Source organism: Streptomyces sp. NBC_01508, from assembly GCF_045040315.1.
Taxonomy (GTDB): Bacteria; Actinomycetota; Actinomycetes; order Streptomycetales; family Streptomycetaceae; genus Streptomyces.
In genome coordinates, this window is sequence record NZ_CP109419.1 from 5845667 (window position 1) to 5871404 (window position 25738).

General features: G+C 70.3%; 22 protein-coding genes. 6 read left to right on the forward strand and 16 right to left on the reverse strand.

The window, feature by feature from the left end:
• Nucleotides 1-68: 68 nt before the first annotated feature.
• From OG700_RS27140 to OG700_RS27165, 6 genes are all read right to left on the reverse strand, one after another.
• The gene (locus OG700_RS27140) at nt 69-1541 is read right to left on the reverse strand and encodes an MFS transporter (RefSeq protein WP_405617940.1); all 1473 of its coding nucleotides are present in this window, start codon (nt 1539-1541) and stop codon (nt 69-71) included.
• A 64-nt stretch (nt 1542-1605) separates the two neighbouring features.
• Complete coding sequence (locus OG700_RS27145) at nt 1606-2532, reverse strand: SDR family NAD(P)-dependent oxidoreductase (protein ID WP_405617942.1); 927 nt, start codon at nt 2530-2532, stop codon at nt 1606-1608.
• A gap of 20 nt (nt 2533-2552) precedes the next feature.
• Nucleotides 2553-3569 (reverse strand): SDR family oxidoreductase, encoded by a 1017-nt coding sequence (locus tag OG700_RS27150; protein ID WP_405617944.1) that lies wholly within the window; start codon nt 3567-3569, stop codon nt 2553-2555.
• Entirely contained in the window at nt 3566-4891 is a 1326-nt protein-coding gene (locus OG700_RS27155; RefSeq protein WP_405617946.1) for an NAD(P)/FAD-dependent oxidoreductase, read from the reverse strand. The genes OG700_RS27150 and OG700_RS27155 overlap by 4 nt, the downstream gene beginning before the upstream one ends.
• Complete coding sequence (locus tag OG700_RS27160) at nt 4892-5785, reverse strand: class I SAM-dependent methyltransferase (RefSeq protein ID WP_405617948.1); 894 nt, start codon at nt 5783-5785, stop codon at nt 4892-4894.
• Entirely contained in the window at nt 5782-6033 is a 252-nt protein-coding gene (locus OG700_RS27165; RefSeq protein WP_405617950.1) for an acyl carrier protein, read from the reverse strand. The genes OG700_RS27160 and OG700_RS27165 overlap by 4 nt, the downstream gene beginning before the upstream one ends.
• 174 nt (nt 6034-6207) lie before the next feature.
• On the opposite strand from OG700_RS27165, the gene OG700_RS27170 reads away from it, so the two are divergent.
• The 4 genes from OG700_RS27170 to OG700_RS27185 all read left to right on the forward strand — a co-directional run bounded on the left by OG700_RS27170 (nt 6208) and on the right by OG700_RS27185 (nt 10381).
• On the forward strand, nt 6208-8028 hold the full coding sequence (locus OG700_RS27170; protein ID WP_405617952.1) for a thiamine pyrophosphate-binding protein: 1821 nt from the start codon (nt 6208-6210) through the stop codon (nt 8026-8028).
• Nucleotides 8025-8693, forward strand: coding sequence for an SRPBCC family protein (locus OG700_RS27175; protein ID WP_405617954.1), 669 nt, complete (start codon nt 8025-8027; stop codon nt 8691-8693). Before OG700_RS27170 ends, OG700_RS27175 begins: the two co-directional genes overlap by 4 nt.
• A complete protein-coding gene (locus OG700_RS27180; protein ID WP_405617956.1) occupies nt 8690-9715 on the forward strand; it encodes a 3-oxoacyl-ACP synthase III family protein in 1026 nt (341 codons plus the stop codon). Before OG700_RS27175 ends, OG700_RS27180 begins: the two co-directional genes overlap by 4 nt.
• A gap of 171 nt (nt 9716-9886) precedes the next feature.
• Nucleotides 9887-10381: a hypothetical protein gene (locus tag OG700_RS27185; protein ID WP_405617958.1), complete on the forward strand. Its 495-nt coding sequence runs from the start codon at nt 9887-9889 to the stop codon at nt 10379-10381.
• Nucleotides 10382-10449: 68 nt separating this feature from the next.
• On the opposite strand, the gene OG700_RS27190 is transcribed toward OG700_RS27185, so the two are convergent.
• From OG700_RS27190 to pepN, 7 genes are all read right to left on the reverse strand, one after another.
• On the reverse strand, nt 10450-11202 hold the full coding sequence (locus OG700_RS27190) for a 4'-phosphopantetheinyl transferase family protein (protein WP_405617961.1): 753 nt from the start codon (nt 11200-11202) through the stop codon (nt 10450-10452).
• A gap of 20 nt (nt 11203-11222) precedes the next feature.
• Nucleotides 11223-11429, reverse strand: coding sequence for a LuxR C-terminal-related transcriptional regulator (locus OG700_RS27195; protein WP_405617963.1), 207 nt, complete (start codon nt 11427-11429; stop codon nt 11223-11225).
• The gene (locus tag OG700_RS27200; protein ID WP_405617965.1) at nt 11417-12253 is read right to left on the reverse strand and encodes a thioesterase II family protein; all 837 of its coding nucleotides are present in this window, start codon (nt 12251-12253) and stop codon (nt 11417-11419) included. The genes OG700_RS27195 and OG700_RS27200 overlap by 13 nt, the downstream gene beginning before the upstream one ends.
• Nucleotides 12254-12468: 215 nt before the next feature.
• Nucleotides 12469-13503 carry an aspartate-semialdehyde dehydrogenase gene (locus OG700_RS27205; RefSeq protein ID WP_405617967.1) on the reverse strand — a complete coding sequence of 345 codons (1035 nt, stop codon included), beginning with the start codon at nt 13501-13503 and terminating at the stop codon, nt 12469-12471.
• A gap of 208 nt (nt 13504-13711) precedes the next feature.
• A complete protein-coding gene (locus tag OG700_RS27210; protein ID WP_405617969.1) occupies nt 13712-17017 on the reverse strand; it encodes a S8 family serine peptidase in 3306 nt (1101 codons plus the stop codon).
• Nucleotides 17018-17287: 270 nt separating this feature from the next.
• Nucleotides 17288-18367, reverse strand: a complete 1080-nt coding sequence (locus tag OG700_RS27215; protein ID WP_405617971.1) for a hypothetical protein — start codon at nt 18365-18367, stop codon at nt 17288-17290.
• Nucleotides 18368-18518: 151 nt separating this feature from the next.
• Entirely contained in the window at nt 18519-21143 is a 2625-nt protein-coding gene (gene pepN / locus OG700_RS27220) for an aminopeptidase N (RefSeq protein WP_405617973.1), read from the reverse strand.
• Nucleotides 21144-21304: 161 nt separating this feature from the next.
• Between pepN and OG700_RS27225 the strand changes: the two genes are divergently transcribed.
• Nucleotides 21305-21943, forward strand: coding sequence for a DsbA family protein (locus OG700_RS27225; protein ID WP_405617975.1), 639 nt, complete (start codon nt 21305-21307; stop codon nt 21941-21943).
• A gap of 41 nt (nt 21944-21984) precedes the next feature.
• On the opposite strand, the gene OG700_RS27230 is transcribed toward OG700_RS27225, so the two are convergent.
• On the reverse strand, nt 21985-22725 hold the full coding sequence (locus tag OG700_RS27230; protein ID WP_405617978.1) for a TetR/AcrR family transcriptional regulator: 741 nt from the start codon (nt 22723-22725) through the stop codon (nt 21985-21987).
• On the opposite strand from OG700_RS27230, the gene OG700_RS27235 reads away from it, so the two are divergent.
• Nucleotides 22709-23524 carry an MFS transporter gene (locus OG700_RS27235; RefSeq protein ID WP_405617980.1) on the forward strand — a complete coding sequence of 272 codons (816 nt, stop codon included), beginning with the start codon at nt 22709-22711 and terminating at the stop codon, nt 23522-23524. The genes OG700_RS27230 and OG700_RS27235 overlap by 17 nt on opposite strands.
• A 147-nt stretch (nt 23525-23671) precedes the next feature.
• Here OG700_RS27235 and OG700_RS27240 read toward each other — a convergent pair whose 3' ends face one another.
• Together OG700_RS27240 and OG700_RS27245 are read right to left on the reverse strand one after the other, a co-directional pair.
• Complete coding sequence (locus tag OG700_RS27240) at nt 23672-24316, reverse strand: superoxide dismutase (protein WP_405617982.1); 645 nt, start codon at nt 24314-24316, stop codon at nt 23672-23674.
• A 111-nt stretch (nt 24317-24427) separates the two neighbouring features.
• Entirely contained in the window at nt 24428-25513 is a 1086-nt protein-coding gene (locus tag OG700_RS27245) for a glycerophosphodiester phosphodiesterase family protein (protein ID WP_405617984.1), read from the reverse strand.
• Nucleotides 25514-25738 lie beyond the last annotated feature (225 nt).

Consider the following 25738-nt stretch of genomic DNA (forward strand, 5'->3'; position numbering starts at 1 on the left):
CGTGGTCGTCCTGTCGTCCTGTCGTCCTGTCGTCCTGTCGTCCTGCCAGGGGCGCGGGCTTGCGGGGTTCAGACGCCCGAGGTGGTCTCCGGGTCGAACTCGGTGCGCAGCGCGGGCAGTGCCAGCGACAGCAGCGCGGCGCACCCGGTGAGCACCGTTCCGAGCAGGAACGCCGAGTGGAAGCTGGTCAGCAGCGCCTCCGGTAGAGCGGCGCCGGAGGAGACCTCGTCCTCCAGCCGGCTGCTCGCCAGGGTGGCCAGGACGGCGAGTCCGATCGCGCCGCCGATCTGCTGGCCGGTGTTGAGCACCCCGGAGGCCGCCCCGGAGTCCGCCTTGGGCACTCCGCTGACGGCCGCCACCACCAGCGGCACCATGGCCAGCCCGTAACCCGCCGCGCACAGCAGCAGGGTCGGCAGCAGATCTGCCGGGTACGACGCCTCCAGCGGTGCCCTGAGCAGCAGCCCGAGCCCGAGGGTCGCCGAACCGAGGCCGACAAGGCACAGCACACGGCTGCCCACCTTCGGCAGAAGCTGGATCGCTATCCCGGAGAAGACCGCCATGGTGACGCCGAACGGTGCCCAGGAGACGCCCGCCTTCAGCGGCGACCAGTGCAGCAGGTTCTGCATGTACTGGGTCAGGAAGAAGAAGATCCCGTACAGTCCCGAGGCCGCGAGCAGCATCATGACGTTGGCGGTGGCGATCTGCCGGTTGGCGAAGAGGCCGAGCCGAATCAGCGGTTCGTCGGCGCGCTGCTCCCGCACCACGAACGCGGCCAGCAGCACTGCGGAGCCGATCAGACCGCCCACCGTCGCGGCGGATCCCCACGGGCGGTGGTTGGTGCTGATGACGGTGTAGACGAGGAGCAGCAGCGCGCCGGTGATGAGCACAGCCCCGGTGCCGTCGATGGAGGGCCGCTTGGCGGGCCGCTCGGCGCGGTCGGCGAGCGCGGGCCGCAGCGTGAGGGCGAACAGCAGGACGCCGATGGGGATGTTGACGAAGAACACCCATCGCCAGTCGATCAGATCGGTGATGACGCCGCCCAGCAGCACCCCGGAGACACCGGAGATGCCGGTGAGCCCGCCCCAGATACCCAGCGCCCTGCGCCGCTCTTTGGCCTCTGTGAAGACGGTGATGAGGATGGTCAGGGCGGCCGGACTCAGCAGCGCCGCCCCGAACCCCTGGGCCCCGCGGCCCACGATCAGCGTTTCAGGTGAGTCGGCCAGCCCGCACCCGAGCGAGGCGAGGGTGAAGATCCCCAGCCCGGTGAGGAACACCCGACGGGGGCCGAACAGGTCGGCGCAGCGGCCACCAAGCACCAGGAAGCCGCCGAACAGCAGCATGTAGGCATCGACGACCCAGGCCAGCGAGGCCCGCTCGAAGCCGAGCTCTTCGCGGATGGTCGGCAGCGCCATGGCGACGACGGTGTCGTCGATGATGACCATGAACTGCGCGCCGCAGGTGACCGCGAGCGCGAGTCCGGCCGCTCTGGGTACCGCGCCGATCGAGGAGCCCTTGGTGGACCGGTCTGTTCCCCTGCTCATTGAGATTCCTTCACGTCGGGTGCGTTGTGCCGTGCCGCGGGACAGCGGGATGGTGCCGAGGAGGTCAGGAGGCACCGGTACGGCTGATGACCCGGTTCAGCCGGTCCATGCGGGTGGCGAGGCTCATCCGGCCCTCCAGGCGAAAGGCGGGCAGTCGCCGGCCGTCGATGTCGTCGAACCCGTACTCCTCGGCCAGGTCACCGGTCGAGAGCACCTGGCCGGAGCGGTCCAACACCTGTGGGTCGGCGGCCAGGTGGGCGATCGCGCGGCCCACGTACTCGGGGGAGTGGACGACTGCGGCGGGCCCGTCGCCGAGCGCCTCCCAGGCTGCCTCCACCCGCTCGGTGCGTACGAAGCCGGGGTGCACCGACAGGGCCGCGACCCGCTGCTTGCGCAGGTCCGCGGCGAACGCCTTGCTCATCCGGTCACTCGCCGACTTGAACACGTCGTAGGCGGCTTGGCCCAGGTAGGTGTCACCGTCGGTGAAGCCGATGCCGACGATCAGCCCGCCGGGCTGCCCCGTCATCAGGGGGGTGAGCAGCCTGGTCACGTCGTACTGGGCGCGCAGCGAGCCCTCGCACAGCTCGTACCGCCACATCGGCTGCTTCCAGTAAGGGGCGTCGAAGCGGACGTCGGCGGAGCGCTCGTAGCCGGCCCAGGCGTTGTTCACCAGCAGGTTGAGGGAGCCGTGCTCGGCCGCGACGCGGTCGGCCAGCGCCTGGTTGTCGTCGGTGGAGCGGTGGTCGCAGCGCACCGCGATGCCGGTGCCGCCGCGGGCGGTGACCTCCTCGGCCGTGTCGTCCACCGTTCCCGGCAGGTCCTCGGTGCGCCCGGCGGTGCGCGTGCTGCGCCCGGTCACGTACACCGTCGCCCCGGCGCTGCCCAGAGCGAGGGCGATGCCGCGTCCTACCCCCCGGCTGGCTCCGGTGACCACGGCGACGGTCTTCTCCAGTCGGGGCGGCTGCCACTCCTCGTGCATGTCCTGGTCCACAGCGTGTCCTTTCCGGCTCGCTAGCTGAGGTGGGCGGAAGCGTAGGCGAGGGTCCGCGCATAGGCCTCCGTGTCCGCGATGTGCGGCAGGCCGTAGCGCTCGCGCAACTCGGACATGGAGGTGGGCAGTACGCCGCCGCCGCACCGGGTGACCTCGCTGACGTCTCGCAACACCGAGAGGTAGGAGCGGGCGAGCGGGGGCAGCCGGCGCAGCTCCTCGGGGTCGAGGGTGTCGGGGTCGGTGATCGGCGGCGGGGTGAGGGGGCGCCCGAGTGAGGAGGCGTGCTTGGCGCACACCTCGACGGCGGTCTCCATGTCCATCGCCTCCTGGCCGTAGGTCACCCAGAACTCCCCGCTGTTCTCGTCCAGTTCGACGCAGCGGAGTACCGCCTTGGCGAGCAGGTCCTGGGGTACGACATCGATCCGGTTGCCGCGGTGCACCGGGAGGAACGGCGCCCGCCCGCGACAGATCCAGTCCGACATGAGCTGGACGATCTGCCCCCGGGATGTCCAGCCGGTCAGGGAGTCGCCGATCAGGTTGGTCGGCCGGAAGACGGTGTGCGGCAGACCGCTGTCGCGCAGCAGCTGTTCGGAACGGAGCTTGGAGCGAACGTAGTTGGTGGTGACGTTGGTCTCACTGAGCCGGTGCGGCGCGCCCGCCGACAGCGCGGCGACGAACGCGGTGCTCATGAAGTGCACCGTCGCGCCGGCCGTTTCGGCGAACTCCATCACCCGGCGGGTGCCCTCCACGTTGACCGGCCGGTAGCGCTCGTCCGGCAGACCCCACTCGGTCAGCCCGGCCGAGTGGATGACGGTGTCCACGTCGCGGACCAGCGCCCGATAGCTGTCCTCGTCCAGCCCGAAGCGCGGTTCGGCCAGGTCGGCGGTGAGCTGTTCGTCCGCGTCGGCGGGCAGTGCGCTGCCCCCGGACCGGACCATCGAGACCAGCCGGAGGTTGCGGCCCGGGGCCTCTCGCAGGATCGCCCGGCCGACGACGCCGGCGGCCCCCGTCAGCAGTACGGTGCGGCTCGTGCTCATGCCCGGGACTCCTTCCACTCCATCAGGCGTGCGGTGGCGCGGGCCCCGATGTACAGCAGGGGCTCCGGTGGGAAGGCGCGTGCCGAGCGCTGTGCGTCGTCCACGTAGAGCAAACGGGAGAATTCCGAGTCCTTGCCCAGTACCAGGTCCCGCAACACCTTGCCGCCGGTGTGGGTGGCGGCGATGCCGTTGCCGTTGAATCCGTAGCCGTAGAAGATGTTGCCGCCCGGCAGCGAGCCGAAGTGCGGCGCGTAGTCGCGGGTGATGTCCATGACGCCGCCGTAGGTGTAGGTGAATCGCAGGTCCCGCCACATGGGGAAGAACCGGCCGAACTCCTCGAAGAGAGCGCGGTAGGCGCGCTGGTCGTTCATGCGGCGGCGACGGGTGTCCCGGCCCCAGAAGTAGAAGGCGGGGCCGCCCGCCCACAGCAGGCGATTGTCGGCGGTGAAGCGGGCGCAGGTCAGGAACGTCTTGGCCTCGACCATGCCCTCGCGGCCCGCCCAGGCGACGCGGCCGAGCTGCTCCTCGGTGAGCGGTTCGCTCACCATCGCGTAACTCCACAGCGGCACCGTCTTGTTGCGGAACTGCCGGAAGGTGAACTGGAGCGCGTTGGCGGCGACGATCACCTTGTCGGCGGTGATCGTGCCCCCGGGAGTGACCACCTGCGGCCGTACCCCGGGCCGCACTTCCAGGACCGGGGTGTTCTCGTGGATCACCACCCCCCGTTTCTTGACCACGCGGGCCAGTCCGCGGGCCAGTTTGAACGGATTGACCAGTGCGCCGCCGGTGCGGGCGGCTCCCAGCACGGCCGGGGAGCCGATCACCTCCCGCGCCTGGGCCGCCGAGAGGAGGGGCGGCTGATCCCGGCCGGCGATCGCGCCGGCGAGCTCGCGGTCCGCGCGCAGGCGGTGCAACTGCGCCTGGGTGGTGGCCACCATCAGGTAGTCGTTGGCCTCGTACTCGACGTCGATCTTGTTGCGGCGGGCGAAGCGGCCGATCTCCAGCACGGAGCGCCCTACCGCCTGCGATGCTTCCAGGCTGCGGCGCGTCCCGAATGTTCTGACCAGGCCCTGGATGTCCTTGCCGATGGTCGGCGTGACAAAGCCGTCCGCCCGGCCGGACGCCCCGTACCCGGCGTACTCGGCCTCGACGACGCGGATGTCGAGCGCGGGCTCGGCTTCCTTGAGGAAGTGCGCGGCCCACAGCCCGGTGTAACCGCCGCCGACGATGGCGATGTCGCAGTCCGCGTTCTCGCGCAGCGGCGGCTCGGGGACGACCGGCTCCGTCTCGTGCCAGTAGACGACATGCTTTCCGCTAATCACTCAGCGCCCCTTCTGGAAAATAATTCTCGACAGTCCCAGATGGCGATTCTGGAAATGCCTGACACTCGCCTCCAGATAATTCTCGTAGTTGGCAACGTTCTCCTCGCTGGAGAACCGGACGGCCGCCTCTCGGTTCTTCCTCAGCTGACGCAGCCATTCCACACAGGTCCGACTGTAGTGGTCCGGGTCGTTGCGCAGGGAGACGACGTCGAAGAGCCCCTCTCCTCCCTCGACAACCTCCGAGAGTGCCGGAATTTCGGATTCCGGAAAGATGGTCTCGATGATGAACATCAACTCGCGCACGGTTGCCTTGTCCATCACCGTGTTGTTGCCCTTGACATTCGTCTGGAGGGCAAGGCGACCGCGCGGCGGCAGCCACTCGAAGCAGCGCTCGAAGAACTCCCGGTAGGCCGCCACGCGTTCGGCGCGCGAGAGCCCGGTACGGGCGAAGTGCTCGAAGGCGCCGATCGAGATTATGGCGTCGTAAGGCTCGGCCGGCTGATGGTCACGCCAGTTCTCCACCCGGATCTCGGCCCCGGGGATGCGGGCCGACTCGGCAAGAGCGGCCTGACTCTCGCTGAGCGTGAGGCCCACCGCGTGCTGGACGCCGTGCACCTGCGTCAGCCGGCTCAGCGCGCTGCCCCATCCGCATCCCACGTCGAGGACGCGCCGCGTGCCACCGGCGCGCGCCCCTTCGATGAGGTAGTCCAGCTTGCGTGCCTGCGCCGTTTCCAGGTCGTCCGGCACAGCCTCCGTGCCGGGTGCGGGCTCGGCCCACAGGGCGCAGGTGTAGGTGAGGGACCGGTCCAGCCACAGCGCGTAGAAGTCGTTGGAGACGTCGTAGTGGTGCCGGATGGCCTCGGCGGTGGCACCTCGGTAGGCGGCCGGGTTCATGTTGTCGCACCGGCGGCCCGGGTCGTCTCGATCAGGTCGACCAGATCGCCGACCGTCTTGACGCCGGCTGCCTGGCTCGGGTCCAGTTCGACCTCGGCGTCGTCTTCGATCGTGTAGACGATGTCGGCGATCTGGAGGCTGGAGAGGCCAACCGAGTCGAAGGCGGTGTCAGCGTCGAGAGTAAGTTGGCCGGCCTTGTTGCCGAGCTTCTTCGCTATGAGGGTGCACACGGTTTCGACGGTGATCACGGATATTTCCTCTCGATTGATCGCGATTGAAGGAAGCTAACCCGGTCCACAGCGCGACGCATGACAGATCCCTGCTATGTGCATTTCTTTGACGGGTGACAGAGAGGTGTCACTTGCCGATGCTGTGCCGCTGGAATTCAATAATTGGACCACCGCCTGAGAAAAGAACGGTATATGAGAAGCGAATCCCGTGTGGTCGACTTCATCGTCGATTTCTTGAGGTGCCAGGGAGTTCGGCATGTCTTCGGAGTCGGCGGCGCCAATATCGAGGACCTCTACGACGCACTCCACCTCTCGGCGGACGGCCCGCTCGGCGTGCTCGCGAAACACGAGTTCTCGGCCGCCACGATGGCGGACGGCTACCACCGTGCCTCCCAGCGGATGCCCGTGATCGCTTCCACCTCCGGTGCCGGTGCCATGAATCTGGTTCCCGGACTGGCTGAACTGCGGGCCTCCTACGTACCCGCCGTCGCGCTCATCGGCCAGCCGCCCCTGTCACTGGACGGTCGCGGTTCCTTCCAGGAGACCAGCGGCCTCGCGGGCTCGATCGACGCGACCCGGCTGTTCGCGGAGATCGCCGTGCACTGCGTACGGGTGACCGACCCGGAGGCGATCACGCAGGAGCTGCTACGGGCCTTCGCCGCCGCGCTGGCCGCGCCCGGCCCCGCCGTCCTGCTGCTGCCCAAGGACGTCCAGCAGTCCGTACTCGAACCGTGGGGCACACCCGGGGCGCTGACCCGCACCGCCCGCCCGCGCTCCGCGGACGCGGAGCGCGGGCGGGCGGTGGCCCTGCTGCGCTCGGCCGTGGCACGGCAGGGCGTCGCGGTGATCGCGGGCGAGGGCGTGGCGAGAGCGGATGCCCGGCCGCAACTGGCCGCTCTGGCCGAGGCGTTGGAGGCGCGCGTCGCGGTGGCACCGGACGCCAAGGACGTCTTCGACGACCGGGACCCCCGTCACCTCGGCATCGCCGGAGTGATCGGCAGCGCACAGGTGCAGGCCGCGGTGGAGCAGTCTTCCGCCGTCCTGCTGGTCGGCACCCGGCTGCCGCAGATGGCGGGGGCCGGGCTGCACGATCACCTCAAGGGCGTACCAGTCGTCTGCCTCGACCCCAGGGCCCCGTTCCTGGAGCCGCACGAGGACCTGGTGCGGCTCACCGGGGACCTGGCCGAGGAGATGACGATGCTGACCGGGGAACTGCTCGCGCCCAGAGCGGGGCTCCAGGAGCGCGGCGGCGCCGCACGGGCTCTGGTGGACAACCCGCGTCGGCCTGAGCTCGCACCGATGGACGTGACGGCGGCGGGGGACAGGGCCGCGGCGGTGCCGGACACCTCGACGGCGGTGCTGGACAGGGCCGCGGCGGTGCCGGACACCTCGACGGCGGTGCTGGACATGGCGACAGCGGCCCGGGTGATCGGCGCGGTCCTCCCCGAGCGCTCCATCGTGGTCAGCGACGCGGGCAACACCGGCGCGGTCGCGCTCAACTATGTGGGCCTGCCCCCGGGCGGCCGGTTCATCACCGCCCTGGGCATGGGCGGCATGGGTCACAGTTTCGGTGCCGCGGTCGGTGCCGCGTTCGCCACCGGGCGGCGCACCTGCGTGGTGGCCGGCGACGGGGCGTTCTTCATGCACGGCATGGAGGTGCACACCGCGATCGAGCACCAACTACCTGTCACCTTCATCATCTTCAACAACCAGTCCCACGGCATGTGCTACACCCGTGAGCGGCTGTTCTACGCGGGCGACTACTCGTACAACCTCTTCCGCCCGGCCCGGATCGGCGACGGCATGGCGGCCATGTTCCCCGGTCTGGACGCGGTGACGCCCCGTAGCGCCCACGAATTGCGCGCGGCGCTCGAACGGGTCCATGCCACCCGCGCGCCCGCACTGATCTGCGTCGATGTCGATCCGGCCGAGGTGCCCCCCTTCCGCCCCTTTCAGCAGGCCATCGCCGCCGGCTCCAACCGGCCCGCCAACCTAGGAGTTGTACCAGGATGACCACCGCCCCGACGCACAACGACCCCACCGTCGGCTACACCCCGCCGCCCGCGGTCCCCGACGACCTCAAGGATGTTCCCGGGCTGCTGCGCTGGGAGACCACGCCCCGGGAGGAGGCGTTCGCGAACGCGGCGAAGCTGACCAAGGACGCCTTCACCTACGACGAGGTGTACGGCGAGTTCGTGACCGTCCACCAGTACATCGACGCACCGCCGCAGGCCGTCTACGACTACCTGACCGACGAGCGCAACCTCAACGAATACACCTACAGCACCCGTGACTTCGCGCCTACCAGCGCCCCCGGCCTCTACCAGGGCCGCGACACCCTGCTCGACGACGAGACCAAGATCTTCCTGCGCATCGACGGCAACCCGGACGCGCTCACCGTGGACATGAAGTGCGCCTGGGACCAGGGCGAGGAACTGTGGATGATCTACATCCACCGGATCATCTCGGCCGAGACCGTGCTGGGCAAGCGCGGCTCAGTGGTCATCTGGACCAACTGCCACCACCCGAACTACGACAAGAACCCGCACCCCGAGCTGGCCTCCAGCCCCGATCGCCCCTGGGTCGGTGACACCTGGGGCCTCTTCTACGCCGGGCACAAGATAGAGATCGACAACCTCAAGAAGATCCTTGAACTCCGCCACGGAACCGCAGCATGAGGACGGTGAGTCTGCTCGAACTCGCCTCCTACCTGCCGGGGGATCCGGTGAGTACGGACTACTTCCTCCCGTACCAGGTCAACGACGGTGAGCTGACCGGTAACACCATGTTCAAGGCGCCGAGCCACCGGCACCAGGTGTCCCGCGACGAGACTCCCGCGGACATGATGGAGAAGGCCGGCGCGCTCCTCGCGGAACGGATCGGCAAGGACGCGCTCCGGGGTGCCGATGTGGTGATCACCAACACGCTGCTGCCGGAGGTGCCGTTCACCGGGCCGGGCGCCGAGGTCGCCCACCGGCTCGGAGTCAGGGCCGACTGGGTGCTGGACGCCCACAACGGCGGCTGCGCTTCCTTCGTGCATATGCTCCGGCTCGCCAGAGCCCTGATCGGCTCGGGCCAGGCGACCTCCGCGCTGCTGTTCAACGTCCAGAACAGCGCGGGTCCGGTGATGACCCAGTCCGAGGTGCGCAAGCTCCCGGAGGCCGTCATCCCGGGGGACGGCTGCGCTGCCGCTTACCTGGCTGCCTCTGACGAGTCGCCGGTGCTCGGTGTCGCGGTGACCAACCGCGGCGACTACACCCGTGACTGCGGCCTCACACTCCACGACGGCCGCAAGTATTGGGAGGCGGGGGAGAGCCAGATGCACGTCGGATTCACCCCCGACAAGGTGTCGGACATCGTCGAGCGAGGCAACCGGCTCGTCCCCGAGGTGGTGGGCCGGGTGTGCGAGGAACTCGACCTCAAGACCAGCGACATCGACCTGCTGATCACCAACCAGCCCAACCGGATGTTCTTGAAGCAGTGGCAGGAGCGGCTCTCCATCCCTTCGGAGCGTCATCTGGACACCTTCGACCGATTTGGGAATCTTTTCGGCGCGGGCGTCCCCATCACGCTTGACCACGGTATCCGCGAGGGGCGGGTCGCGGACGGCAGCCTGCTGATGCTGGCCGGCTTCGCCCATGCCGGGGACTTCGCCGGAGCGGCGGCCGTGCACTGGCGGGCGGGGGGTGTGCGCGAGTGACCGAGCGGTCGGCCCGGACGGGCTCCGCCACGTCCACCGGCCCGAGCGCACCGTGTCCACCCCCGAGCAGTCCCGCTACGAGGGCATTTGGCCGCCTTGCGATCGCACGCATGGGTGGCCGATCCCACCAGGCCTCAGCACCCCCTGTCACGAGTGAGAAGAGGAAAAGACATGAGTCGGATCGTCCAGGCACGTACCATTGCCGCCGCTGCCGCGCTGCTCGGCGGGATGGCCCTTGCCTCCCCGGCCTCCGCGGTCCCCGGCGCGGCGCAGACCGTGACAGCGACGTACGACTGCGGCGCCTTCGGGGTCACCGACCTGAAGATCGAGGCTTCGGCCTCGGGCAGCGTCGGCTCCGTCAAGGTGTCCACCAGCGGCGGTCTCGCTCCGGCCGACATTCCGGCTGACTCCGTCACCGCCACCCTGCGCCTGGAGAGGGCCTCCGGTGGAACGGTGGACTTCACCGGTACCGCCAACGAGGCAGCGCCCGCCGGCCAGCCGCTGACCATCGGCCCGCTGCCCGGGGCGATCGTCGCCGGTGACAGCCTCGATTCCTACATCCCCGCCGCCGGTTCCAGCGACGTGTCGCTCAGCCTCAGCATTCTCGGCGTGCCGAACACGTGCAAGGCCGTCTCCAAGCAGACGCCTGGACCGCTGGTCTTCTGAGGACTGGTCTCTTCGTGCCGCCGGCCCCGGAGCGCCCCCCGGAGCCGGCGGCTCCTTTCCGTGCCCTTTCAGCCTGCCCCGGGCCGCGGTGAGCCCGCGGTGTCACCCCCGCGCCACACCCCGGACTCCGGCGGCTGTACCACCAGCGGCGCGGACTCCCCGGCGGGGCGGGCGAGCGCGGCCAAGCAGTCCGCTCCGGCCGGCACGTCCTGGACCGCCCACAGCTCCCTCGCGGCTGCGCCCTGCGCCCGCGTACGCTCCAGAACCGCGTCGGGCCGGTCCGGACGGACCGCCAGGCGGGTCAGGTCGGTACCCAGCCCGATGCCCCAGCCCTTGACCACGGCCTCTTTCCGTACCCAGCAGCGCATCAGCGCCTCGTCCCGCGCCGAGCCCTCCGGCGCCGCGGCGACGTAGGCGCGTTCCTGGGCGCCGAGGCAGCGGCGCACCACAGCGGGCACCGCGAGCGGGCGGCGGTACTCGATGTCCACACCGACAGGTACCGAGTGGGAGAGGGCGAGCATCCACCACGCGCCGGAGCGTGACATGCTCACCCGCCAGTCGGTGCGGGGCGCGCGGATGAGCGGCGGGCCGTGCCGGTCGCTGCCGCAGCCCGGGCATGGTCCGGTGCCCCACACCACCTCGGCCGGCCGGACGCCGTGCCGGCGCGCGACCGTACGCCGGATCGCGGCCCGGGCGCCCGCGTAGTGGGCGGCCGTGACCGGGTCCCGGTACTTCTCGAAGCGGCGTCTTTCCAGCTCGTCCAGCAGGGCCACGTCCTCGGCCGCGGCGGTGTCCGGTGCGCGGCCCGTCCACAGGCGCACGCCTCCGTGTGTCCGCACGCTCACCGCCGGGCCTGCCCGAGGGGACCCACCACGTGCACCCGGTCACCACAACCCGGCTTCCGCATGACGGCACGCGGGTGGTTGGTCACAGTCCACCGCGAGATGCCCAGCTCGGAGCTGATCCGGCGGTTCGTCGTTCCCTCGCCGACCATGATGGCCACCTCGCGCCGTACCGTCGTTCCCCGCAGGGCGATCACCCCGCGCACGATTCGGTCTCCTGCCCTGAACCAGGTGTCTTGCGCGTCCGGTGTCCTGCCGAGTGACGGGGTCGCCGGGCAGGAACAGCGCGGTACCGGTCCGCCACCGCGGCCAGGTGGCGCAGCAGGGCGTTCTCGTGGGTGCGGACGAAGAAGTGTCCGCCGGGCATCGTGCGCAGCTCGCTGTCCAGGCCGCAGTGCGCGGACCATGCCTCCATCGCGGCCACCGGCACCAGCTGATCGTGGGCGCCGACCAACAGGTGCAGCGGCACGCGCAGAGGCTCCGTCTCCGTCATGGGCAGGGTTGTGGAGCACAGCCGCAGATCGTCCCGGATCAGCGGCAGAAGCCGGGACCGGAATCCGCGTCGGTCGGCCAACTCGGGCGGGATGCCGCCCAGTTGGGCGAGCCGCGTGGCCAGCATCCGGTCGTCGGCGCCGGGATCCAGGACGCGGTTGGGAGGCACGTGCGGGGCGCGGTGGGAGCTGAGCACGAGTGCCCGCGGCAGGAGCGCACCGCGCCGCTGCCGCCGCAGGACCAGGGCGTGGGCGACGAATGCGCCCATGCTGTGCCCGTACAGGAGGTGAGGCCGGGCGAGGGCGGCGTCGAGGTGCTCGTCCATCTCCTCGACCAGGGCCGCGACCTCGGTGAACCGGCGCTCGTGAGCCCGCTCCTCGCGGCCCGGCAACTGCACCGGAAGCACTTGCAGCCCGGAGCCGAGCTTGTCCAATGCCTGCTGCCACCCACGGTAGGCGGATGCGCCGCCGCCCGCGCAGGGCAGGCAGAAGAGCGGCATCCCCGTCCCGGTGGCCGAGCGCGGCAGATATGGCGTCATGGTGGCACCCCCGGTCCCCGGCGGGAACCGCCACGGACCGCCATGCCCTCGAAGATATCACCGGCGGCGGGCACGATGCGGTGTCGCAATCCCCTCCCGAAAGCGTGTACTTCGCCGTGCGGATCGCACTGCGCCGGGCCCTGACGAAGCTGGGGGAACAGTTCCCCGCCGACTGCGCCACCCACCCCGACGGGCTGGTGGCGGCACCAGTGGTGTCAGTTGTCGCCGCGCGGCTCCGCCGCGACCAGTTCCGCGATCTGCACCGCGTTCAGCGCCGCGCCCTTGCGCAGGTTGTCGTTCGAGACGAACAGCGCCAGGCCGTTGTCCACCGTCTCGTCGGCGCGGACGCGTCCTACATAGGAGGCGTCCTTGCCCGCGGCCTGGAGCGGCGTCGGGATCTCGGACAGCTCGACGCCGGGGGCGTCCTTCAGCAGCTCGTACGCCCGCTCCACGCTGATCGGGCGCTCGAAGCGGGCATTGACCTGGAGGGAGTGCCCGGAGAAGACCGGCACCCGCACACAGGTCCCGGAGACCTTCAGCTCCGGGATCTCAAGGATCTTGCGGGACTCGTTGCGGAGCTTCTGCTCCTCGTCCGTCTCGAAGGACCCGTCGTCCACGATCGAGCCCGCGAGCGGCAGCACGTTGAAGGCGATCGGACGCTTGTAGACGGCCGGCTCGGGGAACTCGACGGCGTCCCCGTCGAAGGTCAGCCGGTCGGCGTTCTCCACGACCTTGCGGGCCTGGTCGTGCAGTTCGGCGACGCCCGCGAGACCGGAGCCGGACACGGCCTGGTAGGTGGTGGCGACGAGCGCCACGAGACCCGCCTCGTCGTGCAGGGGGCGCAGCACGGGCATCGCGGCCATCGTGGTGCAGTTCGGGTTGGCGATGATGCCCTTGGGCCGGTCGGCGATCGCGTGCGGGTTGACCTCGGAGACCACCAGCGGAACCTCGGGGTGGCCGCGCCAGGCGGACGAGTTGTCGATCACGACGGGGCCCTGGGACGCCACCTTCTCGGCGAGCGCCCGGGACGTGGCGCCGCCCGCGGAGAAGAGCACGATGTCCAGGCCGCTGTAGTCGGCGGTGGACGCGTCCTCGACGGTGATCGGCTCGCCCCGCCACTCGATGGTGGAGCCCGCGGAGCGGGCGGAGGCGAACAGCCGCAGCTCGTCGGCGGGGAAGTGCCGCTCGGCCAGGATGGTGCGCATGACTGTGCCGACCTGACCGGTGGCTCCGACGATTCCGACCTTCACGGGGACTCCTTGCGTACGTACATGCGGCCCGGGTGCCGCGTCCATGATGCGTCTTTCCGCGCCTGCCTTGTCCAATCCGTTCCGCTGGTCGGGACGGTGCGGCGTCGGTCACAGGCAGCGGACGCGCGTAAGGGGCGGGCGCCCGTGCGGACGCCCGCCCCTCGTGTCACGTGTCCCTACGCCCTACGTACGGAGGTAGTACGGACCGTTACGGCAGGACCTTCTCGATCACCACACTGCCGGTGCCCGCGGCCGTACCGCGTGCGTTCAGCAGCTGGACCTCGCCGAAGAACTGCCGGCCCTCCGGAGCCGCGCCGGCCACCGTCACCTCGGCGGAGACCTCCGCCGACGCGCCGTTGGCGAGCTTCACCGGAGCGTCGCCGACCGTGACCTCGCCGAGCGTCGCCGAGTAGAAGACGTCGCGGTAGTCGTACGCGGTGGTCCCGGCCGGGACCGAGTAGCCGGCCACCACGAAGGTGTACTCACCGGCCGCCGGCTTGATCAGGCTGACGGCCTCCTCGGAGTCGCCGTCGGCGGCCTGTCCGACGAGCACGCCGTCCCGGTAGACCGCGAGGTCCAGGTCCGCCGACTGGTCGGAGACTCCGCCGATGGCCACGTCGAGCCGCTCGACGCCCGCACCGAGGGTGACGGTCGTCTCCTTGTTCTCGCCCTGCGCGATCGAAGGCCGGTCGACCTTCGCCGAGCCGAGCGAGCCGCCCGCGAGCTTGCCGTCGATGGCGGCGAACTTGTTGGTGACGGTCCACTCGACCGGGGTCGGCGTACCGATCTTGGCCTCGGGGAGCGTGGTCACCGCCGGGTCGAAGGACGCGCCGAGCACGGTGACGTCCAGCTTGTACGGGTTGTTCAGCAGCGGCGACGTACGGCGCGACTCGACCTCGATCTCCCAGACGCCCGGTGTCGGGTCCGCGTACGAACGCAGGTCCGGACGGCAGGTGTTGGCCGGATTCGGGTAGTTCGGGTAGCAGAAGATCGTCGAGCTGTCCTCCATCTGCACACCCTGCGGGTGCAGGCTGATGAAGCGGGTCTGGCTGCCGTCCGCGAGTCCGCCGAGCGCGACCTCAAGGGTCTTGGCGCCCTCGGGGACGGTGACGAAGTACGACTCGGTGCCGTTGCGCTCGACCGAGCCCAGCGACGAGTACGTGAACGACGGCTTCGCCAGCTTCTTGGCGACGACCACCGTGGTGAGGATCTGCTTGTCCACGCCCGTGCTGGAGCGGTCGTCCAGTTCGAGGATGGCGCTGTGCGTGCCGGCCTGGTCGGGCTTGGCCTGCACGGTGACGGTGACCGCCTTGTTCTTCGGCAGCTTGACCTTCTTGCCGCTCAGCAGCTTGAAGGTGCCGTCGTTGTACTTCCAGTTGAGCTGGTGCTCCACCAGGCGGCTGGGGCCGGTGGTGCGGGTGATGGTGACGTCGTACGTCCGGCTCTTGCCGGCCTGGAGGCCGCCCTCGCGGTCGTAGACACCGGTGCCGAAGCCCGGGGTCTTCAGCGCGAAGTCGATCGAGGTGTCGACCGGGGCCTTGACGGCGTACTCGTTGGCCTTCGCGCCGTCCGTGATCGCGTCCCACGCGCCGACGACGTCGATGAGGCCCGCGCCCTGCTCGTGCGCCTTCTTGCCGGCGATCTTGGTGGCGGTGGAGGTGAGGGCGGTGCGCAGCTTCGCGGGGGTCAGTTCGATCCCCTTCCGCTTGGCCGCCGAGAGCAGCAGCGCGCTCGCGCCGGTCGCCTGCGGCGAGGCCATCGAGGTGCCCTGGAGCATCGAGTAGCCGGGCGGCAGCTGGTAGCCGGCCTCGGCGACGGGGCCGCCGGGGTACCAGGTCTGCGTGGTGTTGATGGCGGCGCCGGGGGCCGAGATGATCGGCGCGAAGCCACCGTCCTCACGCGGACCGCGGGCGGAGAACGGCATCATGTCGTAGTCGGTCGTGACGACCGAGCCGTAGTTCGCCGCCCAGGTGTCCTTGGAGATGGAGGCGCCGACCGAGATGACCTTGTCCGCGACGGCGGGGTCGCTGATGGTGTTGGTGCCGGGGCCGTCGTTGCCCGCGGAGATCACGAGCTGGACGCCGTAGGTGTCGATGAGCCGGTTGTACAGCTCGGCCCGCGCGTTGTTGCCGTCGTTGAGGCCGGGCAGTCCGCCGATGGACATGTTGACGATGTCCACACCGCGCTCGATGACGAGGTCGGCCATGCCCTCGGTGAGGGCGATGTTGGTGCAGCCGCCGCTCCAGGTGCAGGCGCGCGAGGAGACCAGCTGGGCGCCGGGCGCCGCGCCGTTCATCTTGCCGCCGAAGAGGCTGTTGGCCGCGGTGATGCCGGCGACGTGGGTGCCGTGCGAGCCCTCGATGACACCGATGTTGACGTAGTCGGACTTGACGCCCGCGTTGTTGACGACGTCCTCGCGGACCTCGACGACGAACGGGATGCGCTCGACGATCTCGGTCTTCGGGTTGTCCTCGCCGAAGTAGCCGATCTGGAAGCCGTTGCGGTACGGTTTCATGATCGTGTCGTTGCCGAACTTGGCGTCGTTGTTGAGGTCGACACGGACGGTGCGGGTGCCCGGGTCGTACAGCATCGCCCAGACGTCGGTGGTGTCGCCGTCCCGGTTCAGGTCACCGGCCATGTCGCCGCCGCGCGTGGCGGATTCGGCGAACAGGTTGAACTTGTAGTTCCCGGCCGGGGCCGAGTAGGTCCGGTTGTTGACCGTGAACGACGGCCCCTTGACGTCGAGTTGCATCGGACGCCAGGTGCCGTCACCGTCGTTGACCGGGTCGGTCGCCGTGACCCAGTCGACGATCTTTCGCTCGCCGGTGCTGGTCTTCTGGAGCGACGGGTGGCCCAGGTCGATGCCCGAGTCGAGGATGCCGATGGTGACCCCGCGGCCGTCCGCCTTCGGGTTCTGCTTGACGAAGTCCACCGCGCCGGTCTCGAAGGACGGGTTGTACGGGTTCTTCGCCGGGGTGTTCTTTCCGGGGGCCGTCGCGGCCACCGCACCCTTGGCCTTCGCGGCGCCCTTGACCGTGTCGGCGGCGGGCGTCGGGTCGTCCAGTTCGATCTCGTGCTTGAGGTCGATGCCATGGACGGAGGACAGCTTCTGAGCCGCCTTGAGCACGGCCTCGGCCTTGCCGGTGGGCAGGGTGGCCCGTACGTAACCGAGCTTGTCGTACGTCTTGCCGACCACCGCGCCGGACACGGCGTCGAACTGGTCGGAGACCTGCTCGGTCTGTCCCGGAGCGGTGGCCACCATGACGGTGACGTTCTTGTCGCCCTCGGCGACGGCCTTGTCGAGCAGGTCGACATCGGCCGAACCGAGCTTCTCGGAGGCCGACTTGGCGGGTTTCACAGGTGCGGAGGCGGCCGGGTCGTCGGCTGCCGGAGCAGCGAAGGCAGGCAGTGCGCCGGAGGCTATCAGCGCGGCGGCCAGGCCCGTGGCGGCGGCGACCCGAGCCACGCGTCTCGGCCCGGATATGGAGCGCTCGGATTCGGAGGTCATCAGCATCCCTGGTTGTGAAAGAGACAGTCCGGAATTCGGTACCGGATGACCGCTCAGCTTTGCGTAAATGACCAGGGTTTGTGGAGAGCTGTCGGTACAGGGAAGTGGCGCTGGCGTACATCCGCCACCACGCGGCACCCGCCATCGAGGACCAACCACCCGATATCCGGGCCTTCTTCGGACCGGCGCCGTCGGTGGGCGGCGACATATCGCGGTCGTGACCGCCGAGACCGCCGCCTCGGACCGACCCGTCCGGGTCGAGTCGCTGGGCGGCCGTCAACTCGGCAGCACGACCACCCGGGCCGGGGGCTCCCGGTCGGCCGCCGCGAGCAGGGCCGTACGCACGACCGTCGCCTGCAACTCCAGCGAGTCCCGCAGCTTCCCGGGCGTCAGATGGACGACCGTGATGCCCAGGCGCTCCAGGTGTTCGCGCTTGCGGGCGCCGGCGGACCACACGACCTCGTCCTGCGGTGTCTTGCCGTGGCGCGGCGCGCGGGTGTCCAGTTCCACCGCGACCGCGTGGTCCGGCCAGTAGGCGTCGAGCCCGCCGAGGTGCGGGCCGCCCGGCAGGCGCAGGTCGACGTTCCAGACCGGCTCGGGGAGCCCGTACGTCCGCACCATCTCGTAGAGCCGGCCCTCGGCGATGGCCCGTCCGGCGGCGAGCAGCGAGTCGACGGCGTCCACCACATGCGGCCGGGACAGCAGCCGGGCCTGGCTCAACTCCCTGACGACGGCGGCCGGTTCGCAGTGCCCGTGGCGCACGGCCTCGGTGAGCAGCCGGCGTACGGCAGCCGGGTCGGTGAGTCCGGCGACCGCGTCGGCGAGGGCGCGTGCCACCGGGGCGACGGGGAGGCCGGTGACCCGCTCCGCGCCGGGCAGCGCGTGGGCGCGCACGATGCGGACGCAGCCCGTGGAGCGCAGCCGGCGGGTGCGGGGGACCAGTACGTCGATATGGGGCAGTGCGGTCAGCGAGGGGGACGACGACAGACCGTGCAGGGTGAGGGCGGCCAGGCCGGTGATCATGGCGGTGTCGCGGGGGGCGCCGGTGCCGGTGGGCTGCGCGGGGACGTCCCCGCGGGCGGCGCCGGCCGGGCGGCGGCCCGCGTACAACAGGGCGCCGTGCAGGCGCTCTTCGCTGGTGGGCGGTCCCTGGTGGAGCAGGAACACCCCTGGCAGCAACTGCTGCCAGGGACCCCCGGGACCGCAGCGCGCGGCGGCGCGGGCCGCGCTGACACCGTGCTCGCGCAACTGCGCGGCGGACAGTACGCGCCGCCGCGCGCCGACGAGGTGGCTGAGCGGGCGGGGGGAGAGCGGGGAGGGGGTTTCGCCGCCGCAGGAGGTGGAGGAGTTGTTCATGTCCGGGGCTTCCCCGCGAACGGCCCACCCGCTAACCGCTGTTACGAGCCCGTCGACAAATCCGGACAAGCTCGTCCTAAAGTACGGACGTTCGATTGCCGATCAGGCGGGGCGCTTTCGGACCCGCCCCGCCCGCGACCGCCCGCACCGCTCAATCCGATGTCACGGACGCCGGAGCCGACGCCGCGTCGCACGCCTGCGCCGCCAGCGCCCGCGCCAGATCGTCCCGCGCCTCAAGTACCAAGCGGCGCAGGGCCGGTGGCGCGTCCGGACGCGCGGCGAGCCAGGTGTCCGTGTCGCGTACCGTCTCTTCCCGGTCCTGGAGGCTCGGATACAGGCCCTCCACCAGATCCATGCCGATCTGGATCGACCGCTCGGCCCACACCCGTTCGATCACCTCGAAGTACTTCTCCGTGTACGGCGCGGTCAACTCCCGCTGCCCCGGCTGCGCGAAGCCCGCGATCGTCGCCTCCACCAGCGCGTTCGACAGGGCGTCGGAGTCCACGAGGTCCGCCCACGCGGTCGCCTTGACCTCCTCCGAGGGGCGCGCGGCCAGACAGCGGACCTGGTGCCGCTTGCCGGACGCCGTGTCGTCGCGGGCCAGTTCCGCCTCGATCACGGACTCGTCGGCCAGGCCGTGCTCGGCCAGCGGACGCAGGAAGCTCCAGCGCAGTTCCTGGTCGACATCGAGGCCGTCGATCTTCGCCGTGTTCCCCAACAGGCCCTTCAGCAGCTGGAAATCGGCGTCCGAGGCGGCCGTCGACGCGAAGAACCGCGCCCACGTCAACTGGTGCTGGCTGCCCGGCTCGGCCAGCCGCAGCTCGCGGAGCGCGCCCTCGGCCAGCGCCCGCGCGCCCTCCTCGCGCCACCCCGGCGCCGCGTAGTGGACCAACGCGCCCTGCGCCCAGGCGTGCAGCCGCTGGAGTACGCCGATGTCCGACTCGCGCCCGGCGAACCTCAGCACCAGAGCGATGAAGTCCCGCGCGGGCATCAGCCCGTCCCGGGTCAGATTCCACAGCGCCGACCAGCACAGTGCCCGCGCCAGCGGGTCGGTGAGTTCGCCGAGGTGTTCGCGCAGCGTCTGAAGCGAGCTCTCGTCGAACCGGATCTTGCAGTACGTCAGATCGTCGTCGTTGACCAGGATCAGGTCCGGCCGCTCGGCCCCGGCCAGCTCCGCGACGACCGTGCGCGGCCCGTCGACGTCGACCTCGGCGCGGGCGTACCTGACCAGCTCGGCGTCCACGCTCGCGCGCCGGTAGAGCCCCACGGCCACCCGGTGCGGGCGCAGTTCGGGGTGCGACGCGGCGGCCTCCTGGAGCACGGCCAGCTCCGTCACATGCCCGGAGGCGTCGTAAGTGACCACCGGGGTGAGGGAGTTGACGCCCGCCGTCTCCAGCCAGGAGCGCGACCACGACACCATGTCGCGCCCCGACGTCTCCTCCAGGACGGCCAGCAGATCACCGAGCCGGGTGTTCCCGTACGCGTGCCGCTTGAAGTAGCGCCGCGCGCCTTCCAGGAACGCCTCGCGTCCGACGTACGCGACGAGTTGCTTCAGCACCGACGCGCCCTTGGCGTACGTGATGCCGTCGAAGTTCAGCTTGGCGTCCTCCAGGTCGCGGATGTCGGCCGTGACCGGATGCGTGGACGGCAGCTGGTCGGCGCGGTACGCCCACGCCTTGCGGTTGTTGGCGAAGGTGACCCACGCGTTGGTGAAGCGCGTCGCCTCCGCCAGCGACAGCGTGCCCATGAAGTCGGCGAACGACTCCTTCAGCCACAGGTCGTCCCACCAGCTCATCGTCACGAGGTCGCCGAACCACATGTGCGCCATCTCGTGCAGGATGACGTTCGCGCGGCGCTCGTACGAGGCCCGGGTGACCTTGCCCCGGAAGACGTAGTCCTCGCGGAAGGTCACACAGCCGGGATTCTCCATCGCGCCGATGTTGTACTCCGGCACGAACGCCTGGTCGTACTTCCCGAAGGGGTACGGGTAGTCGAAGTTGTCGTGGAAGAAGTCCAGCCCCTGCTTGGTCACCAGGAAGATGTCGTCGGCGTCGAAGTGCCGGGCGAGGCCCTTGCGGCAGAGCGCGCCGAGCGGGATCTCAAGCGTGGAGCCGTCGGGCAGCGCGCGCCGGTACACATCGGTGACGTGGTGGTACGGCCCCGCCACGACGGCCGTGATGTACGTCGAGATCGGCTCGGTCTCGGCGAACGTCCACACACCGGTCTCGGCGCCGGACCCGGTGGCCGCGCCGTTGCTCCAGACCGTCCAGCCCCGCGGCGCGGTCACCTCGAAGCTGAACGGCGCCTTCAGATCGGGCTGTTCGAAGTTGGCGAAGACGCGGCGCGCGTCGGCCGGCTCGTACTGCGTGTAGAGATAGACCTCGCCGTCCTCCGGGTCGACGAAGCGGTGCATGCCCTCGCCCGTACGGCTGTAGGCGCACCGCGCGTCCACGACCAGCACGTTCTCCTCGGCCAGCCCGCGCAGCGCGATCCGCGCGCCGTCGAACACGGTGGACGGGTCCAGCGCGCGGCCGTTCAGGGTCAGTGACGTCACGCTCGGCGCCACCAGATCGGCGAAGGTGTCCGCACCCGGCCGCGCCGACCGGAAGTGGATCGTCGTGACGGAACGGAAGGTACGCGCCGTACCCGCCGTACCCGCGCCGTCCGACGGCTCACCGACCGCCGAACGCAGGTCGAGCGCGACCTCGTACCGCTCGACGGACAGCAGCTCGGCCCGCTCACGGGCCTCGTCGCGGGACAGGTTCTCACCGGGCACGGGCACTCCTTCGTGCGTGTTTCCACCTACAACGGTTCGAATTCTCCCACGGGGCACCTGGCCGGCGGCTCCCGGGAATGACTCCGGCGGCCGGTGGCGTTGCCCCGTACGGTGCCCATCGTTGGACCGCGGCCCTCTATTTCTCTAGGAGAGACACGCCCATGAGTGAAACGAGTGCGAAGACACCGGTCGACTTCTGGTTCGACCCGCTCTGTCCGTGGGCCTGGATGACCTCCCGCTGGATGCTGGAGGTCGAGAAGGTCAGGAACGTCGAGGTCAACTGGCATGTGATGAGCCTGGCCGTGCTGAACGAGGACAAGCTCGACGAGCTTCCCGAGCGGTACCGGGAGGGCATGAAGGCCGCGTGGGCCCCGGTCCGCGTCGTGATCGCCGCCCAGCAGCTGCACGGCGACGAGGTCGTCGGCAAGCTCTACACCGCGCTCGGCACCCGCTTCCACAACGCCGGCGAGGGCAACGGCGTCGACACCATCGCCGCGGCGCTGGCGGACGTCGGCCTGCCCGCGGACCTCATCGACTACGCGGACAAGGACACCTACGACACCGAGCTGCGCGCCTCCCACAAGGAGGGCATCGACAAGGTCGGCCAGGAGGTCGGCACCCCGGTGATCGCGGTTCCCGGCTCGGACGGCGAGCAGATCGCGTTCTTCGGCCCGGTCGTCACCCCCGCGCCCAAGGGTGAGGAGGCCGCGAAGCTGTGGGACGGCACGCTGATGGTCGCCTCGATTCCCGGCTTCTACGAGATCAAGCGCACCCGTACGCAGGATCCGATCTTCGACTGAGCCGCAGCCTCACGGCTTTACGGCCTCACAGTCCTGCGGCTTCACGGCCCACGCCGCTGGGCGCGGGCCGCGATCCCCTCGACGAACACGTCCAGGGAGAACTCGAAGAGGGTGTCCGGCGGGTCGGGTGCCGACCCGCCGGCCCCGTCGAGGTGGGGCAGCTCCAACCCGGCCGCCGCACTCCCCGGCTCCGCGCGCAGCCACGGCGGCGGCGACTGTGCCAGATCCGCCGGGTCGAGATGGGCGGGCGGCCGGTCGTGCGGCGAATCCGTGAACTCCACGAAGCCCACGACGAGTCTGATCGACTCCATGCACGCGCGGTAGGCGTCCCGGGGCGTGAGCCCGGTCGCCGCGAAGAACCCGATCAGCGCGTCCACGTTCCGCAGCATCACCGGATGGCGGGCCGCGGTGATGTTCTCGCTCAACGCCAGTGTGGTCATGCCCGGACGGCTCCGGTGGTGCGCCCGCAGATCCCGGCAGAACGCGCGCAGCGACGTACGCCACCTGCCAGGCGCCGGGTCCAGCTCCGGCGGTCGCCACTCGGCCTCGAAGATCTCGGCCGCGACGGTGATCAGATCGCGGCGGTCCTCGATGTAGTTGTACAACGCCTTTGGTGACACCCCGAGTTCGGCGGCCAGCGACCGCATCGTCAGCTCGGAGGCCCCGTGCTCCCCGAGAAAGTCCAGCGCCGCCCGCCCCACCGACTCACGGGTGAGGGTGGCGCGCTTGCGGTGGGTCGGCCGGCGCCTCGCCGCGGCAGGCGCGTTGACGGCCGCCTCCACCCAGTTCGCGGCCCTGCTGGGACCGGCTGTCGGCGGTCTGCTCATCGCGGGACCCGGCCTCGCCGTCTGCTACGCCGTCGACGCGGTGGGGTTCCTGGTCTTCTCGGCGGCGCTGCTGTTCGTACGGCCGCTGCCGCCCGCCGCGCCGGACACGGCACCGGACGCCGCGCCGAACAAGGGCGTACGGCAGGCGTTCACGTCCGTCGCCGACGGCCTGCGCTACATCCGGGGGCACCGCCTCGTCGTCGGACTGCTGCTCATCGACGCGGCGGCGATGGTCTTCACGATGCCGCAGGCCCTCTACCCGGTGCTCGCCGACGAGCAGTTCGGCGGCGGCCCCGGCCTGGTCGGCCTGCTGTACGCCGCGCCCGCGCTCGGCGCCCTCGTCGGCGCCGCGACCAGCGGCTGGACCGCCCGCGCCGGCGGTCACGCGCTGATCGGAGCCGTACTGCTGTGGGGTGTCTCCCTCACCGGCTTCGGCCTCACCTCGCTGCTGCCGCTCGCCCTGGTCCTGCTCGCCCTCGCCGGGCTCGGCGACCTCATCTCCGAGACGCTGCGCTCGGCGCTCCTCCAGCACGGCACACCGGACGGTCTGCGGGGGCGCGTCAGCAGCCTGTGGATGGTCCAGGCGACGGTCTCGCCGACGCTCGGCAACGCGGCGGTCGGGTTTCTCGCCGAACTCACGAGCGCGTCGGCCGCCGTCGTGACCGGGGGAGTGGTGTGCGTCGTGGCGACGCTCGCGGTGGCCGCCGCGTTCCCGGCGCTGCGCCGGGCCACGCTCGCGGCGCCGGGCGAGTAGCGGCAGATGGAAGGACCCCCGCGAGTCATGTCCTCGCGAGGGTCCTTCGTCATTCCGTCCGCAAGTGAAGGCTGAGAAGACGATCACGAGCAGGACGTCTGTGGGGGTGGCGGTACGGCGGTGGCGGTACGGGCGGGCGGTGCCGCGTCAGGGGGTCAGCAGCAGGACGTTGTCCCGCTCCTTCGCCGCCGCGTAACGCTTCGCCACGTCCTGCCAGTTGACGACGCGCCACATCGCCTCGATGAAGTCCACCTTCTGGTTCTTGTACTGGAGGTAGAAGGCGTGCTCCCAGGCGTCGAAGACCAGGACCGGCACCGATCCCTGCCCGACGTTGCCCTGGTGGTCGTAGACCTGCTCCACGATCAGCTTGCCGCTGACCGGCTCGTACGCCAGGACGCCCCAGCCGGATCCCTGCGTCGTCGCCGCGGCCTTCGTCAGCTGGGACTTGAAGCCGGCGAACGAGCCGAACGACTCGGTGATCGCGTCGGCGAGGTCACCGACACCGTCGGCCGCCAGCGGCTCGCCGCCACCGTTGTCACCCGTCATGTTGTGCCAGTAGATCGAGTGGAGGATGTGGCCGGAGAGATGAAAGGCGAGGCTCTTCTGGAGGCCGTTGATCGCGCCCCAGGACTCCTTGTCGCGCGCCTCGTCCAGCTGCTCCAGGGTGTCGTTCGCACCCTTCACGTACGCGGCGTGGTGCTTGTCGTGGTGCAGTTCGACGATCTGCGGGTTGATGACCGGTTCGAGCGCCGCGTAGTCGTAGGGAAGTTCGGGGAGTGTGTAGATGGCCATGGCCGAGCCCTCTCGCTGCTTATTGCGCATCCTATGCAACAGCACGCTAACAGCAAGAGGGCTCGGTGTTGATCAGGCGTTGGGCGACAGACCCTAGGGTTCGGGCAGGACTTAGGTGTCCGCCGCGTCCCGCGCCATCGCCGCGATGTCCGGATAGTCCGTCACGACGGCGTCCACACCACGGCCGAAGTGCAGGGCGTACTCGGCGAAGGCGTCACCGAACGCGTTGGGATCCGTGCCCCGCCGGAACGCCGCCGGCAGGTACTGGTTCTCCGCGCGGAAGGTGTACGCGCCCACCTTCAGACCGGCCCGGTGCGCGTCGGCCAGCAGAGTGAACGGCTCCACCACGGACGACTTGTCCGGGCCGATCCAGTCCGCGTACCGCGCGATCTTCCGCAGCCCCTCCGGCGTCATCATGTCCTTGTACGTCGTGGGGTCACCCGCCGCGACGTGGTCGTACGGCGCGCCCGTCGTGCCCAGCGCCTGCCAGAGCGGCAGCCGCAGCCGCTCATCGGCGAACGCGGCCAGACTGCTGGGCTCGAAGGACTGGACCACGCATTCGTCGGCGTCCAGCCGGTAGCGGCGCACGATCCGCGCCAGCGCCGGCTCCAGGGGCAGCCCGATGGAGCGGAAGTACGTGGGGTGCTTGGTCTCCGGGAAGACGGCGACCCGGCGGCGGTGGCGCCGGGACAGCTCGCGGGCCAGCTTCACGACCTCCTCGAAGGTCATCACCGGCTCACGGCCGTCGAAGACGGTGTTGCGGTTACGGATCGACGGCAGCCGTTCGACCGCCCGCAGCGTCTTCAGCTCGGCCAGCGTGAAGTCCTCGGTGAACCAGCCGGTCACCGGCTTTCCGTCGATCGTCTTCGTCGTACGCCGGTCCGCGAACTCCGGGCGCTTCGCGACGTCCGTCGTCCCCGAGATCTCGTTCTCGTGCCGCACGACCAGGACATGGTCCTTGGTGGGCACCAGATCGGGCTCGATCCAGTCGGCGCCGGTCTGTACGGCGTAGGTGTAGGCCGCCGCCGTGTGCTCGGGCCGCCACCCGGCGGCGCCCCGGTGGCCGATGACCACCGGACGGCCGGCGCCGGGGCGCCGGGTCGCCGCGGCCGCCGCCGCGGGGCCGGGCAGTGCGCTCGCCGCGGTGGCGGCGCCGGCCGCGAGCAGTATCGAGCGGCGTCTGGGCTGTGCGGACATACGGGTCTCCCTCGTCAGGCTCGTGAACGGTGGGCAGTTGGCATATTCCGGGGGCGGCGCCAGCACGATAGGCAGGCGGACAGCGCGAGTTGGCGCGACGCGCGAGGGATTCACCGGCTGTGCGGCGGCCGGCCATGCGGGGTTCACCACGGGTGCCCGAGGGCGTGACATACGGTGACGAACCGGTGTATAGGTGTATAGGCGGACCACGTGCCGGGGTACCGG